This window comes from Sphingobium sp. SG1, from assembly GCF_057063145.1.
In genome coordinates, this window is record NZ_JBVVOJ010000007.1 from 1 (window position 1) to 14088 (window position 14088).

At 65.0% G+C, this 14088-nt stretch carries 13 protein-coding genes; 10 read left to right on the plus strand and 3 right to left on the minus strand.

The annotated features are described in order from the left end of the window. The coding region (locus tag AC0KVN_RS15840) for a hypothetical protein (protein WP_483656207.1) at positions 1 to 360 on the plus strand (360 nt) is incomplete at its 5' end. 33 nt (positions 361 to 393) lie between these two features. Here the strand turns inward: AC0KVN_RS15840 and AC0KVN_RS15845 are convergent. Continuing rightward, positions 394 to 2928: a penicillin-binding protein 1A gene (locus AC0KVN_RS15845; protein WP_435567253.1), complete on the minus strand. Its 2535-nt coding sequence runs from the start codon at positions 2926 to 2928 to the stop codon at positions 394 to 396. 62 nt (positions 2929 to 2990) lie between these two features. Next, positions 2991 to 4271, minus strand: coding sequence for an N-acetylmuramoyl-L-alanine amidase (locus tag AC0KVN_RS15850; RefSeq protein ID WP_435567254.1), 1281 nt, complete (start codon positions 4269 to 4271; stop codon positions 2991 to 2993). 519 nt (positions 4272 to 4790) lie between these two features. On the opposite strand from AC0KVN_RS15850, the gene AC0KVN_RS15855 reads away from it, so the two are divergent. The 9 genes from AC0KVN_RS15855 to AC0KVN_RS15895 all read left to right on the plus strand — a co-directional run bounded on the left by AC0KVN_RS15855 (position 4791) and on the right by AC0KVN_RS15895 (position 13469). Continuing rightward, a complete protein-coding gene (locus AC0KVN_RS15855) occupies positions 4791 to 7523 on the plus strand; it encodes an Rne/Rng family ribonuclease (protein WP_435567255.1) in 2733 nt (910 codons plus the stop codon). A 149-nt stretch (positions 7524 to 7672) separates the two neighbouring features. Then, complete coding sequence (locus AC0KVN_RS15860) at positions 7673 to 9019, plus strand: M48 family metalloprotease (protein WP_435567318.1); 1347 nt, start codon at positions 7673 to 7675, stop codon at positions 9017 to 9019. Then, a complete protein-coding gene (locus AC0KVN_RS15865; protein ID WP_169862883.1) occupies positions 9016 to 9783 on the plus strand; it encodes a DsbA family protein in 768 nt (255 codons plus the stop codon). The genes AC0KVN_RS15860 and AC0KVN_RS15865 overlap by 4 nt, the downstream gene beginning before the upstream one ends. Before the next feature lie 170 nt (positions 9784 to 9953). Next, positions 9954 to 10088: a 50S ribosomal protein L34 gene (gene rpmH, locus AC0KVN_RS15870; RefSeq protein WP_004210039.1), complete on the plus strand. Its 135-nt coding sequence runs from the start codon at positions 9954 to 9956 to the stop codon at positions 10086 to 10088. Between the two features lie 32 nt (positions 10089 to 10120). Then, the gene (gene rnpA / locus AC0KVN_RS15875; RefSeq protein ID WP_010336898.1) at positions 10121 to 10522 is read left to right on the plus strand and encodes a ribonuclease P protein component; all 402 of its coding nucleotides are present in this window, start codon (positions 10121 to 10123) and stop codon (positions 10520 to 10522) included. After that, positions 10519 to 10731, plus strand: a complete 213-nt coding sequence (gene yidD / locus AC0KVN_RS15880) for a membrane protein insertion efficiency factor YidD (RefSeq protein WP_004210035.1) — start codon at positions 10519 to 10521, stop codon at positions 10729 to 10731. The genes rnpA and yidD overlap by 4 nt, the downstream gene beginning before the upstream one ends. Positions 10732 to 10766: 35 nt before the next feature. Continuing rightward, complete coding sequence (yidC, locus tag AC0KVN_RS15885; RefSeq protein WP_278985494.1) at positions 10767 to 12473, plus strand: membrane protein insertase YidC; 1707 nt, start codon at positions 10767 to 10769, stop codon at positions 12471 to 12473. Positions 12474 to 12514: 41 nt separating this feature from the next. Continuing rightward, on the plus strand, positions 12515 to 13162 hold the full coding sequence (gene yihA / locus AC0KVN_RS15890; protein WP_010336896.1) for a ribosome biogenesis GTP-binding protein YihA/YsxC: 648 nt from the start codon (positions 12515 to 12517) through the stop codon (positions 13160 to 13162). A 4-nt stretch (positions 13163 to 13166) separates the two neighbouring features. Continuing rightward, positions 13167 to 13469 (plus strand): alkylphosphonate utilization protein, encoded by a 303-nt coding sequence (locus tag AC0KVN_RS15895; RefSeq protein WP_037507361.1) that lies wholly within the window; start codon positions 13167 to 13169, stop codon positions 13467 to 13469. Between the two features lie 6 nt (positions 13470 to 13475). On the opposite strand, the gene AC0KVN_RS15900 is transcribed toward AC0KVN_RS15895, so the two are convergent. Continuing rightward, positions 13476 to 14027 (minus strand): 2'-5' RNA ligase family protein, encoded by a 552-nt coding sequence (locus AC0KVN_RS15900; protein WP_099234521.1) that lies wholly within the window; start codon positions 14025 to 14027, stop codon positions 13476 to 13478. Positions 14028 to 14088: the final 61 nt, after the last annotated feature.

The following is a 14088-nucleotide window of genomic DNA, read 5'->3' on the forward strand; positions in this document are numbered from 1 at the left end:
CATTTCTGCCTCCGCCACAGCGTCGGCGAAGTGAATCAAATCTACCCCCCAAAGGCCAGCGTTTTTCGAGGCGTCCAGCTTTCCCCCGCGCTCGACAGCCTGTTGCGGCTGGGCGAGCAGGTGACCGGCCATGGGCTGCGCACCGGCCGGGGAGCGCGACTGAGCGAAGACGAGAATCTGCTGATCGACCTGTTGCAGGCGCGCTGGACCGGCCCCGTTCCCTATGCCTGCAGCGACGCGATCGCCTGCGCCTTCTGCTATGCGGTGCGATCTACCCAGATATTGCTGGCGCAGGCGCTGGAAGGCCGGCGCGGCGCCGCCAGCCTGTCGATCCGCGACGCCAATCCGCGCCACTGCTGAGAATAAGAGGGCGGGCGCCGACGCGCCCGTCCCTCAATAGATGCCGCCCTGGTCCTGCAGGAAGTCGGCATCGTTGCGCTGACGGGTGCGGACGGCATCCGCCTTGGCCGCGACCTTGGCCTGGGCCTCCGCCTCTTCCTTGCGGATGGTGCGGCGCGGTTCGGATTCGGGCTTGAACGCTTCCCAGATGACCGCGGGCTTGGGCTCATCGGTCGGCCAGGCGCCATAGACGCGCTTGCCCGAGCGGCGGTCGATCGCGACCATGCGGATACCGGCCGGGGCGATGAACGGCGTCTTGGGCATGGTCTCCAGGATCGGCGCCATCGCCTCCTTCCAGATCGGCGCGGCGATGCGGCCGCCCTGTGCCCAGCCGCCCAGGCTGCGCGGCTGGTCATAGCCGATATAGACGCCGGCGACGAGGTCGGGCGAGCCGCCGACGAACCAGACATTGGTCGGACCGTTGGTGGTGCCGGTCTTGCCGAACAGCGGGCGCTTGAGGTCGGCGAGCACGGTCGCGGTGCCACGCTGGATCACGCCTTCGGTGATGTGGACGACCTGATAGGCGGTCATCGGGTTCATCACCTGACGCCCCTCGAAACCGAAGCGCGGCATCGGCTTGCCGTCCCAATTGGCCATGTTGCAATTGTCGCAGGGATGCCAGCGTTCCGGCCAGATCACCTTGCCGCGCCGATCCTGGACATAGTCCATCAGCTTGGGCGCGAATTGCCGCCCCTGATTGGCGAGCGTGGCATAGGCGTTGACCATGCGCTCCACCGTCGTCTCGCCCGCGCCCAGCGCGAAGGAGAGATAGGGCTGATAGTCGCCGATGCCCATATTCTTGATGGTGCGCACGACCCGGTCCATGCCGGTCTGGCTGGCGGCGCGCACGGTCATCAGGTTGCGCGATTGTTCGACGCCCCAGCGCATCGTCTGCGGCCCGGCACTGCCCCCCGAGAAGTTGCGGAAGCATTTCTGGCCAAGGCCGGCGCCCTGATAGACGCACAAGGGGCCATCAACGATGATCGAGGCCGGGGTCATGCCATTGTCGAGCGCGGCGGCATAGACGAAGGGCTTGATCGTCGAGCCCGGCTGACGCTGGGCCTGGGTCGCACGGTTGTAGGAGGAAAGGCGATAGTCGAAGCCGCCCTGCATCGCGCGGATGCGGCCCGAATGCACTTCCTCCACCACCATGCCACCCGACACTTCGGGAATATTGCGCAGCGCCCAGTTGGCACCGTCGCGGGCGACGATGATCAGGTCGCCCGGCTTCATCGCCGAGATGGCCGGGCCGCCGGTGCGGCGATAGGGCAGTTGCGCCAGGCTGGCGGGCAACGTGCCGGTGGTGCCATCGGCAAAGCCGATCTGCGCGCCACTGCGGTCGCGGCTGATGACGGCGGCGACGCGCCAGCCGGCATAATCGACGCTGATGAAGCTGGCGGCAAGTTCGCGTTCCCAGCCCTTTTCGGGGTCGATATGACCGACCGGGCCGGACCAGCCGCGGCCGGCGCCAAAGCGCAACAGGCCGTTGCGCAGCGCGGTCTGGGTATGGTCCTGCGCGACCGGATCATAGGGGCTGCGCACCCACAGGCCGCCGGCATAGACGCTATTGGGGCCATCCTCCGCCTTTTCGCCGAACTGCTGGATCAGGCGACGGCGCACCTCCTCCATATAATAGCCGCCGGCATTGGCGTCGAAACTGGAGCCATGCGCGGCAACGGTGCCAAGCGGCAGGGCGATAGCGGCATCGCGCTGGGCCGCGCTGATCCAGCCATTCTTCTCCATCTCGCCCAGCGCCCAGTTACGACGGTCGATCGCGCGGGCATGGCCGGTAGTGCTTTCCGGGCGATAATTGGCCGGCCCCTTGGGCAGGATCGCCAGATAGGCCATTTCATGCAGCTGGAGATCGGCGACGTCCTTGTCGAAATAGGCCCGCGCCGCCGCCTGCACGCCATAGGCGTTCCGGCCGAGGAAGATCTGATTGAGATAGAGTTCGAGGATCTGCTGCTTGGTGAGAACATTTTCCATGCGCCAGGCGAGGATCATCTCCTTCACCTTGCGCGTGGGCGAATATTCGTCGCCGATCAGCAGATTCTTCGCCACCTGCTGGGTGATGGTGGAGCCGCCACGCGCGCGCTGGCCCGAGCCGAGCTTGCTGGCATAGTCGAACACCGCGCCGGCGAAACCGGGAATGTCGACGCCATGATGCTCGAAGAAGGTCTTGTCCTCCGCCGACAGATAGGCGTGGATCAGCAGTTGGGGATAATCGCTATATTGCAGCTGGACGCGGCGTTCGCGCGCATAGCTGTGAACCGGCTGGCCATTGATGTCGCGCACCATGGTCGGCAGCGGCGGCTCATATTCGAGCAGCGAGGTCGCGTCGGGCAGGCCGCGCGCGAAGATCAGCCAGAACAGGAAGATGGCGAGCAGGAAGCCGCCCAGCAGGATCGCGGCCCAGCGGAACAGGCGGCGCTGCCACAAGGGCTTCAACCGGTCGGCAATGCCCCCGGCGCCACGGCGCAGGCGATAGGCGAAGGACGATGCGGGCGGATTGGAACGGGCCTCTTCCATGGTGGAAGAGGCTCTAAGGTCAAAAGTCCTTCAATACCAGCACCGATGCGCGGATAGGCGCGTCAGCCGCCCGACCGGCCGCTGCCCATGGCGAGCTTGCGCGCGAAATGGACGTCGATGGCGCGGGCGACGCCGCGCGCGATCGCCTGCTGCCCCTCATGCGAGGAGAGGAAAACGGCATCATCCGCATTGCTGATATAGCCGGTCTCGAACAGGACCGAGGGCGTGTCAGGGGCCTTCAGCACCATCAGCGAGGCGAAGCGATGATAGGCGCTGCGGAACGGCACATAGGGCGCCGCCTCGCGCTGCAGCAGCCGCGCGAAATTGGCCGAAATGTTCATCGATTCCCGTTGCGTCAGATCGATGAGGATCGAGGAGACGTCGCCCGACTGATTGCCGAGATTGACGCCGTTCAGCACATCGGCCTTGTTCTCGCGCGCGGCGAGCCGGGCCGCCTCCCGGTCCGACGCGGTTTCGGAGAGGGTGTAGACGGTGGCGCCATGGGCATCGGCATTGTCCGCCGAATCGGCATGGACCGAGATGAAGAGATCGGCACCCAGCTTGCGGGCGATGCCATAGCGTTCCTGCAGCACGAGGAAGCGGTCATCGTCGCGGGTCAGCGCCACGCGCACCCGGCCGGACTTGACCAGCTGGTCCCGGATCGCCTGCGCGATCGCCAGCGTCACATCCTTTTCGCGCTTGCCATTATCCTTGTTGATGGCGCCCGGATCATGACCGCCATGACCCGCATCGATCACTACCAGCGGGCGCGATCCGTCGCGCACGCCCTCGATCGCGGGCAGATCGACGCCGCGCGCGACCGGCGGAATCGGCACGGTGATCGAATGAATGCGCTTTTGCGGCCGGGCACTCATATTGGCGGGCGCATCGAAGCGCAGCCGCCCCTGCCCCACGGCCGTGCGGAACCGGCCATCGGTCACATTCTGGAGCGAGAAGCTGAGCGACTTGCCGTCGGCTGCGATCTGCGGATCGCCAAGCGTTGCCGGCGTCGTCAGGTCGAGCACGATGCGCGCCATGGTGTCGCTGAGCTGGCCCTGGCGAATGCCACTGACCGCTGCATTGGAACCGGCATAGCGGCTGGCACCGGCCTGCGCGCCGGCAACATCAAGCGCGATGCGGCGCGGTCCGTCGAGCAGGAAGGCGGACGCACCCTCCACCCGATCGTCGAACCGAACGGTGACGCGGTCGCCCTGCACATCCACGGCCGCGATGCCGCCGGCATCACCGGGGGTCGCTGCCAGCATCGTCGTTGCCAGCGCAATTATGTTGAGCATGCGCCGCTTGTGCAACGCGCGCCCATCGGCCGTCCAGCCAATTTTCATGACGTCTATCCGTCCAGCGTCCCCACGCTGAATTTCGGATTAAGCATCGCCTGTTGTGACGGGGTAAAATGAAACGGTTAATATCGGTTTCAGCATGAATCGCCGACCGACCGATCAAGGTCATCATAAAGACATAATCTTTTCAGGGACCGTTGCCCCCCGCGCCCATGACTGCTACCCCTTCACATTCCGGGAGGACCGACCATATCAATAAGGTCCTTTGCGGATCTTGATTATTTGCATCGGCGCGCGCCTGTCGCTCGAGCCGATGCGCAACAGGTTGACGCTGCATGAGGCATGACTTTCCTTCCACGCTGGCCCCGATACCGGGTGCTGTGGCGTGGATGGTCCGGCCCGGCGCACTGTCCGGCCCTGCCGACGCAGCAGACACGCAATTCTTCCTTCAAACCTGGACGATGCCGCCTCGCGCGCCGAACCCGGCGCGCGCACGGCCGTCCCTTCACTATCGCGTGGCGGCCCGGCCCAGTGCCTGCGGCCGCCATCGCCGGAGACACATAAATGACAATGCGTATGCTGATCGATGCGCGCCACCGGGAAGAAACCCGGGTCGCGGTCGTCAAGGGAAACCGGATCGAGGAATTTGACTTCGAATCCGCTGAGCACAAGCAGCTCAAGGGCAATATCTATCTCGCCAAGGTCACCCGCGTAGAGCCTTCGCTCCAGGCGGCCTTCGTCGATTATGGTGGCAATCGCCACGGCTTCCTCGCTTTCAGCGAAATCCATCCCGACTATTACCAGATCCCGCGCGAAGACCGCGAGGCGTTGCTGCGCGAGGAACGCGCGCATGCCGAGGAAGAGGCCGCCCTGCGCGCCGATTATGACGAGGACGAGGACGCCGCCGGCGACGATGGCGTCGAGGTCGTGGAAGCGACCCATCATGACGATGAGGAAGGCGCCCACGAAGCCGAAGCCAGCGAAGGCGAAAGCAACGAAGGCGGCCGCCCGAACCGGCGCAAGCGCGAAAAGGGCGACGACGCGGCCGACGAGCTGCGCCGCAAGCGCATGGCGCTGCGCCGCCGCTACAAGATCCAGGACGTCATCAAGCGCCGCCAGGTGCTGCTGGTGCAGGTCGTCAAGGAAGAGCGCGGCAACAAGGGCGCGGCGCTGACCACCTATTTGTCGCTGGCGGGCCGCTATTGCGTGCTGATGCCCAATACCAGCCATGGTGGCGGCATTTCGCGCAAGATCAGCAATGCAGCCGATCGCAAGCGACTGAAGTCGATCATCGCCGAAATGGCGCTGCCTTCGTCGATGGGCTGCATCGTGCGCACCGCCGGCCTGCAGCGCACCAAGCCCGAGATCAAGCGCGACTTCGACTATCTCGCCCGGCTGTGGGACGAGATTCGCGAGAAGACGCTGCGCGCCGCCGCGCCCGAGCTGATCCATAACGACAGCGACCTCATCAAGCGGGCGATCCGCGATATCTACAACAAGGATATCGAGGAAGTGATCGTCGAGGGCGAGCATGGCTACAAGGCCGCCAAGGACTTCATGAAGCTGCTGATGCCGAGCCATGCCCGGCGCGTGAAGCAATATGCCGATGCGGTTTCGCTGTTTCAGCGCGCCAGCGTCGAGGACCAGCTGGCGGCGATGTACAATCCCGTCGTGCAGCTCAAGTCCGGCGGCTATCTGGTGATCAACCCGACCGAGGCGCTGGTGTCGATCGACATCAACTCGGGCCGGTCGACGCGCGAGCATGGCATCGAGCAGACCGCCGTCGCCACCAATCTGGAAGCCGCCCGTGAAATCGCCCGCCAGCTGCGCCTGCGCGACATGGCAGGCCTGGTCGTCATCGACTTCATCGACATGGAGATGAACTCCAACATCCGCAAGGTCGAGAAGGCGATGAAGGAGGCGCTGAAGGACGATCGCGCCCGCATCCAGGTCGGCCGCATTTCGGGCTTCGGTCTCATGGAAATGAGCCGCCAGCGCCTGCGCACCGGCGTGCTGGAAGCATCGACCCGCCAGTGCCCGCATTGCGAAGGCACCGGCCTGGTCCGCACCGCATCGTCGGCGGGCCTGGGCGCGCTGCGCATGCTGGAGGAAGAGGCCGCCCGTGGCCGTGGCAGCGTCATCACGCTGCGCGCCAGCCAGGAAGCCGCCTTCTACGTCCTCAACAACAAGCGTCGCGAACTGGACGAAATCGAACAGCGCTATGGCGTGCGTATCGTCGTCCTGCCCGATGGCGAGATCGAGGGCGCCCGCATGTCGGTCGAACCCAGCGGTCCGCGCCCCGAACGCGTCGTCACCTATGCCCCGCTCGCGGAGGAAGAGGATGACCTCGACGTGATCGAGGACGAGGAAGAAGAGGAAGAGATCGAGGAAGAAGCCGCCCCCGAACGCCAGGAGCGTGGCGAGCGCGGTGACCGGGGCGAGGAACGCGAAGGCGGTCGCCGCCGTCGCCGCCGTCGCCGTCGTCGCGGTGGCCAGCGCGATGATGCGCCGGGCGAAACCGGCGAAGACAATGGCGCCGAAGACGGTGAAGAAGGCGAGGAATCGGCCGAAATCGAGACCGATGCCGAAGCTGTTGCCGCCGAGCCGGCCGCCGAAGGCGAGGATGAAGGTGGCAGCCGTCGTCGTGGTCGCCGCGGTCGCCGTGGCGGTCGCCGCCGTCGCGAAGGTGGCGAAGCGGGTGCCGAAGCCGGTGAGACCGCTGGCGAGGACGGCGTCGAGACGGTGATCGAAGCCGAAGCGGCTGCACCTGCCGAGGAAGCTCCGGTTGCCGAAGCGGCGCCGGAAGACGCCCCGGCCGAGGAAGCGCCCAAGACGCGCCGTCGCCCCCGTGCCCGCAAGGCGAAGGACGCGGCGGCCGAGCCGACTGCTGCCGAAGCGACCGAGGCCCCGGCCGAAGTCGTTGCCGAAGCGCCCGCCGCCGAGCCGGTTGCCGAGGAAGCGGCCGAAAAGCCCAAGCCCAAGCGCACCCGCAAGAAGAAGGCGGATGTCGAGGCCGAAGCCGCTGCCGAAGCGCCCGCCGTCGAAGCGGTTGCCGAGGAAGCGGCCGAAAAGCCCAAGCCCAAGCGCACCCGCAAGAAGAAGGTCGAACCGGTCGCCGAGGAAGCCGCTGTCGAGGCCGCGCCGGCCGTGACCGAGGTCGCAGCCGCACCCGCCGAGGCACCGGCTGCGGCTGCACCGGCCAGCGAAGCCGTCACGGCCGACCCCGCCGCCGAGGCGGAGAGCGACGAGAATGGCGAACCGCGCCGTGGCTGGTGGCAGCGCACCTTCGGCCAATAAGGCAGAAGCTCAGACCTGAATGAAACACGCCGCCATCCAGCCCCAGGGGTCGGATGGCGGCGTTTTTCGTGGCTTCACTTGATGTTCAGGGCGAGAAGGGCATAAATCGGGCCAATGCCTGTTCCCCTTCCCCATCAAGGCTTTGCATGATGACGCGGTGGCTGCGCCTTGTCGCGCTCCTGCTGGGCTCGCTGATGCTGATGGCGCGGCCGGCACTGGCCCAGAGCATCCTGCGCGATGCCGAGACCGAAGCGTTCATGGCGGACATGTCGGGCGATCTGGTCCAGGCGGCGGGCATGCAGCCGCGCAATGTCCAGGTGATGGTGATCAACGATCCGGAGATCAACGCCTTCGTCGCGGGCGGCCAATATGTCTGGGTGCATAGCGGGTTGATCGCGCAGGCCGACAATGTGAACCAGTTGCAGGGCGTGGTCGCGCATGAACTGGGCCATATCGAGGGCGGCCATGTCATCCGCACCGACGGCATCAAGGAGGCGACCAGCATCACATTGCTGAGCCTGGTGCTGGGTGCGGCGGCGATCGCGGCGGGCGGCGCGGAAGCGGGCATGGGCCTGATGGGCCTGGGCCAGCAGGTCGGCATGTCCAAATATCTCGCCTTCTCCCGCGCGCAGGAAAGCTCCGCCGACCTTGCCGGCGCGCGCTATCTGAGCGCCGCGCATCTGAGCGGCAAGGGCAGCCTGGAATTCTTCAAGAAGCTGCAGAATCAGGAATATCGCCTCGCGATCCCGCAGGACAATAGCTATGGCCGCACCCACCCGCTGTCGGGCGAGCGCATCAATGTGCTGCGCGAGGTCTATACGGTCGATCCGGCCTGGGACACGCCCCCCAATCCGCAACTGGAAGCGCGGTTCGAGCGGATCAAGGCGAAGCTGATCGGCTTCGTGTCGGAGCCGCAGCAGACGCTGCTCAAATATCCCGAGAGCGACCGGTCGATCCCGGCCCATTATGCGCGCGCCTATGCCTGGCATAAGAGCGCCTATCCCGAGAAGGCGCTGAGCGAGGCGGACGCGCTGCTGACGGCGGCGCCGCATGATCCCTATTTCCTGGAGCTCAAGGGCCAGATCCTGCTGGAGAGCGGACGACCGGGCGAGGCGATCCTGCCGCTGCGCGAGGCCGTCGCCACGACGCAGCAGCCGCTGATCGCGGTGTTGCTGGGCCATGCGCTGATCGCGACCGAGGATGAGAAAAATTACGCCGAGGCCGAAACCGTGCTGCGCAATGCGATCGCGCGGGACCGCGAAAATCCCTTCGCCTGGTATCAACTGGGCGTCGTCTATGAGCATCGCGGCGACACGCCGCGCGCGGCGCTGGCCAGTGCCGAGCGCTTTTCGATGATCGGACAGGACAGTATGGCACTGCGCAGCGCGGACGCGGCGATGCAGGGTTTGAAGCCCGGAACGGTTGACTATCTGCGGGCGCAGGATATCGCGATGGTCTCGCGGGCTGCCGTCGAGCAGAAGCGGAAGAGAAGATGACAGATCAGACCCGGCCCAGCTTTCGTGCGGCCCTATCCAACAGGAAAATGCAGATGACCCTGGGCGCCCTCGCCTTGATCGCTGGCGCCGCCGGCACCGCCCTTGCCGTGCAGGCGCCCGGCAGCGTCTCCACCGGCGACAAGGCCGCGATCGAAAAGATCGTCCACGATTATATCCTGGAGCATCCCGAGATCATCCCGCAGGCGATCGAGAAGCTGCAGGCCAAGCGGATGGAAGGCACGATCGACGCGAATCGCCAGACGATCGAGACGCCCTATGCCGGTGCATGGGAAGGCGCGGCCAATGCCGATGTCACCGTGGTCGAATTTTTCGACTATGCCTGCGGCTATTGCCGCGCCTCGCTGCCCGACCTTGCCAAGCTGGTTGGCGCTGATGCCAAGGTGAAGATCGTCTATCGCGAACTGCCGATCCTGTCGGAGGAAAGCTCCGACGCGGCCAAGGTGTCGCTGCTGGCGGCCGAACGCAATCGCTACATGGTCTATCACAAGGCACTTTATGGCGCCGGCAAGGTTACCCGCGAATCGATCATCGGCGCCGCCACCCAGGCCGGAATCACCAAGGCCGATGCCGAAGCGGCGATGGCGTCGAGCAAATATGATGCCGAGCTGCAATCGAACATCGCCCTCGCCCAGAAGCTCCAGGCAAGCGGCACCCCGACCTTCGTCATCGGCAACCAGGTGCTGAACGGCGCGGTCGGCTATGATTCGCTCAAGGACGCGGTGACGAGCGCCCGCGGGAAATAAGCCTGACGACGGTTCGGGCGGGACAAGCAGGAGTTTGCGGGGAAGCGCGGCGCAGCGCCATTGACTTCCCCGCCCCATTTCCCTATCGGACGGCCCCTGACTTGCGGTCGCCCCGTGTGGCGGCCCTTTTTTGTCATACCTGATTCTCTAGTTTGTTTGAGGAATGAACGATGAAGCGCACTTTTCAGCCGAGCAATCTGGTTCGGAAGCGCCGTCACGGTTTTCGCGCTCGCATGGCGACCCCCGGTGGCCGCAACATCATGCGCGCCCGTCGTGCCCGCGGCCGCAAGAGCCTGAGCGCCTGAGCGACCTGACGCCGCCGGCCGCGCCTGCCATCATGGGCAAGCGCGCGGATTTCCTGGCGGCGAATCGGGGCCGACGCGCGCCCATGCCGGGATTCGTCCTGCTGGTGCGTGAGCGCGGCGATGGCGATCCGGCGATGCGTATCGGCATCACGGTGACCAAAAAGATAGGCGGCGCTGTCATCCGCAATCGGATGAAGCGCCGTTTTCGCGTCCTGGCACGCGAATTGCTGCCTGTGCATGGTGTGGCTGGTGCCGACCATGTGCTGATCGGCCGTGCCGAAGGCGTGGAGCGCGACTTCGCGCTGCTGCGCGGCGAACTGGAAAAGGCGCTGGGCAAGATATTGACCCGGCCCGAAGGCCAGGGCCGCCCGCCCCGCCGCAAGGGTGATTCCCGTCCCGCGCCCAAAGCCGCGAAGACCGGCCAGCCGGCATGATTGCCCGGCTGCTGATCCTGATCGCGCGCGCCTGGCAGCTCGGCCCTTCCCGCATCCTCCCCCCCACTTGTCGCTATGCCCCCTCCTGTTCGGAATATGCGATCCAGGCGGTCGGCAAATATGGTGCGATCAAGGGTAGCTGGCTGGGGTTCAAGCGGCTAATGCGTTGCCACCCATGGGGTGGTTCGGGCTATGACCCGGTCCCCTGAGACATTGACGAGTATAGACGGCGGAGCCGAATAGCGTGGACGACAAGAAGAATATCATTCTGGCGGTACTGCTGACCGCCGCGATCCTGTTCGGCTGGCCCTATATCTCCGAACATTTCTTCCCGGCGGCCAATCCGCCCGCGACGAAGATCGAGGGCGGCAAGACCACGCCGCTGACGCCAGCGGGCGAGGCCCCGGCGCAGGATGCGTCGACCGCGATCCGCGATCGCGCGCTGGTGCTGAAGGAAACGCCGCGCGTCGCCATCCGCACGCCCAAGATCACCGGTTCGATCAACCTGAAGGGTGCGCGCATCGATGATATCGTGCTGCCGACCTACAAGGAAACGATCGCCAAGGATTCGCCGGCGATCCGCCTCTATAGCCCTAGCGGCACCAAGGACGCCTATTTCGCCGGCTTCGGCTGGCAGGGCGAGGGCATCAAGACCCCCGACGCCAACACCGTCTGGACCGCCAGCGGCACCGAACTGACCCCCACCAGCCCGGTCACGCTGAGCTGGAATAATGGCGCGGGCCAGAATTTCGAGATCCGCTATTCGATCGACGAAAATTACATGATCTCCGCCGCGCAGAAGGTGTCGAACAGCGGCACCGGCGCGATCGCGGTCAAATCCTATGGCTATGTCAGCCGTGCCGCCCCCTCGGCCGATCCCGACACCTGGACCATCCATGTCGGCCCGATGGGCGTGTTTAACGGCGCGGCCAATTATGACGTGAACTACAAGGATCTGGAAAAGGGTCCGGCCAGCCAGAGCTTCCAGTCGACCGGCGGCTGGATCGGCTTCACCGACAAATATTGGCTGTCGGCGCTGATCCCCGACCAGAAGGACGCCTTTACCGGTCAGATGCGTAAAGGCGCTGGCACCCAGTTCCAGACCGATATCGCGCTGGCGCCGGTCATGCTGGCCCCTGGCAAGGCGATGACCCAGACCAACCGGCTGTTTGTCGGCGCGAAGGAAGTGAAGACGCTGCAGGCCTATGAGCGTGCCGGCGTGCCGCTGTTCGACCGCGCGATCGACTGGGGCTGGTTCTACTGGTTCGAGCAGCCGATCTTCGCGCTGCTGCACTGGCTGTTCGAGACGCTCGGCAATTTCGGCGTCGCCATCATCTGCCTGACCTTCTGCGTCCGCGCCCTGATGTTCCCCGTCGCCCAGCGCCAGTTCGCCAGCATGGCGGCGATGCGCGCGGTGCAGCCCAAGATGAAGGCGCTGCAGGAGAAATATAAGGACGACAAGCAGCAGCTGCAGCAGAAGATGATGGAGCTGTACAAGCAGGAGAAGGTCAATCCGCTGGCCGGCTGCCTGCCCATCTTCATCCAGATCCCGATCTTCTTCGCACTCTACAAGGTGTTGCAGCTGACGATCGAAATGCGTCACCAGCCCTTCGTGCTGTGGATCAAGGATCTGTCCGCGCCCGATCCGCTGCACATATTGAACCTGTTCGGCCTGCTGCCCTTCACCCCGCCCTCCTTCCTGGCGATCGGTGTGCTGGCGCTGCTGCTGGGCATTTCGATGTGGCTGCAGTTCAAGCTGAACCCGGCCCAGATGGACCCGATGCAGCAGCAGGTGTTCGCGATCATGCCGTGGATGATGATGTTCATCATGGCGCCGTTCGCCGCCGGCCTGCTGGTCTACTGGATCACCAACAACTGCCTGTCGATGGCGCAGCAATGGTGGCTGTACAAGCGCCACCCCGTGCTGAACACCGCGACGGCCACCAAGTAAGGACAAGGAAATCCTCCCCGAAAGGGGGGGATTTTTTCGATATGACAGAAGACGACAACACCGCCCTGATCGAGGAAGCCCGCAAGCTGTTTTCCGGGCCGATCAGCTTCCTCAAATCCGCGCCGACGCTCGACTATCTGCCCGACATGGCAGTGAACGAGGTCGCCTTTGCCGGCCGATCCAACGTCGGAAAATCGTCGCTGCTGAACGCGCTGACCAACCGCAATGGCCTCGCTCGCACGTCGAACACGCCGGGCCGGACGCAGGAACTCAACTTCTTCGACGTCGGCGATCCGCTGCGCTTCCGCCTGGTCGACATGCCGGGCTATGGCTATGCCAAGGCGCCCAAGGATCTGGTCAAGAAGTGGCGGTTCCTGGTGAACGACTATCTGCGCGGACGCGCGGCGCTCAAGCGTGCGCTGGTGCTGATCGACAGCCGCCATGGCATCAAGGATGTCGACACCGACATGCTGGACATGCTGGACGGCGCGGCGGTCAGCTATCGCATCGTCCTGACCAAGAGCGACAAGATCAAGGCGAGCGAACTGGTCGCCGTGACGCAGCGCACCGCCGATGCGATCCGCAAGCGCCCGGCCGCCCATCCCGAGATCATCGCCACGTCGAGCGAGAAGGGCATGGGCATTCCCGAACTGCGCGCCGCCGTGCTCGAATCCGTAAGCCAGGGATAAGCCGATGGCCGACGATGACTATGTCTATGACGAAGCCAGCGGCGAATGGATCAGCGCGGCTGATGCCGCCGCCAGGGCCGATGCCGGCGATGCCGTGGAAGTGCGCGATTCGGTCGGCAATCTGCTGGCCGATGGCGACCAGGTGACGCTGATCAAGGATCTTGTCGTGAAGGGCGCCGGCCAGACGCTGAAGCGCGGCACGCTGATCAAGTCGATCCGCCTGACCGGCGACGCGCAGGAAATCGACTGCCGCTATGACGGCATCAAGGGGCTGGTGCTGCGCGCGGAGTTCGTGCGCAAGCGCTGAGCGCGATCAGAACAGGCTATATTGGCCGCTGCCGCGCAACGGCCATCGCCCCAGCAATTCATGATGGGTGCGGCCGACATGGCTGCATAGCAGCACGAAATCCTCGACCCGCCAGTGAAAGCCGCTGATCCGCTGGGTCGCCGGTGCGCCGTCGCGATAATAGAGCGTCTGGTGCGGGTTGAAGCTCCAGCCCGGACGCGCGCCCACCCCTGCCCGCTTCATCGCCAACGCCACCTTGCGCTGCAATTCCCGGAGCGGCGGCAGTGCATGCGCCGGTCGCAGCGCGGCCGACCGGCCGCCCTCGCTCAACTGATCCAGCGACAGATCGAACGGATCAGCCAGGATGCCGGTGAAGCTGCGGTGCATCGCCTTCACCAGTGCATAGGGATAGTCCGGCCAGTCGTCGGTGATCCCCAGCGTGATATGCTGGTGCGCCGGCAGGATGCGCTGGGCATCGGGCGCCAGCGTCTCGGCGAAATGGTCGATCTGCCGCGTGATGCGGGTCGGCGGCTTTAGCGCCACGATCAGGCGATAGAGCGACGGCGTGCGGGCAAGCATGGCGAACATCCTCCGAATCGGAATATGTTCACTATATGTTCTTTTCTTCATCCTGACGAAT

Excerpts from the sequence above, each read along its gene's own strand:
- AC0KVN_RS15855 (WP_435567255.1), top strand. The coding sequence starts at position 4,791 with ATGACAATGCGTATGCTGATCGATGCGCGCCACCGGGAAGAAACCCGG.
- rnpA (WP_010336898.1), top strand. The coding sequence starts at position 10,121 with ATGGGCAAGCGCGCGGATTTCCTGGCGGCGAATCGGGGCCGACGCGCG.
- AC0KVN_RS15895 (WP_037507361.1), top strand. The coding sequence starts at position 13,167 with ATGGCCGACGATGACTATGTCTATGACGAAGCCAGCGGCGAATGGATC.
- AC0KVN_RS15865 (WP_169862883.1), top strand. The coding sequence starts at position 9,016 with ATGACAGATCAGACCCGGCCCAGCTTTCGTGCGGCCCTATCCAACAGG.
- AC0KVN_RS15845 (WP_435567253.1), bottom strand. The coding sequence starts at position 2,928 with ATGGAAGAGGCCCGTTCCAATCCGCCCGCATCGTCCTTCGCCTATCGC.
- AC0KVN_RS15900 (WP_099234521.1), bottom strand. The coding sequence starts at position 14,027 with ATGCTTGCCCGCACGCCGTCGCTCTATCGCCTGATCGTGGCGCTAAAG.
- yihA (WP_010336896.1), top strand. The coding sequence starts at position 12,515 with ATGACAGAAGACGACAACACCGCCCTGATCGAGGAAGCCCGCAAGCTG.
- AC0KVN_RS15850 (WP_435567254.1), bottom strand. The coding sequence starts at position 4,271 with ATGAAAATTGGCTGGACGGCCGATGGGCGCGCGTTGCACAAGCGGCGC.
- rpmH (WP_004210039.1), top strand. The coding sequence starts at position 9,954 with ATGAAGCGCACTTTTCAGCCGAGCAATCTGGTTCGGAAGCGCCGTCAC.
- AC0KVN_RS15860 (WP_435567318.1), top strand. The coding sequence starts at position 7,673 with ATGACGCGGTGGCTGCGCCTTGTCGCGCTCCTGCTGGGCTCGCTGATG.
- yidD (WP_004210035.1), top strand. The coding sequence starts at position 10,519 with ATGATTGCCCGGCTGCTGATCCTGATCGCGCGCGCCTGGCAGCTCGGC.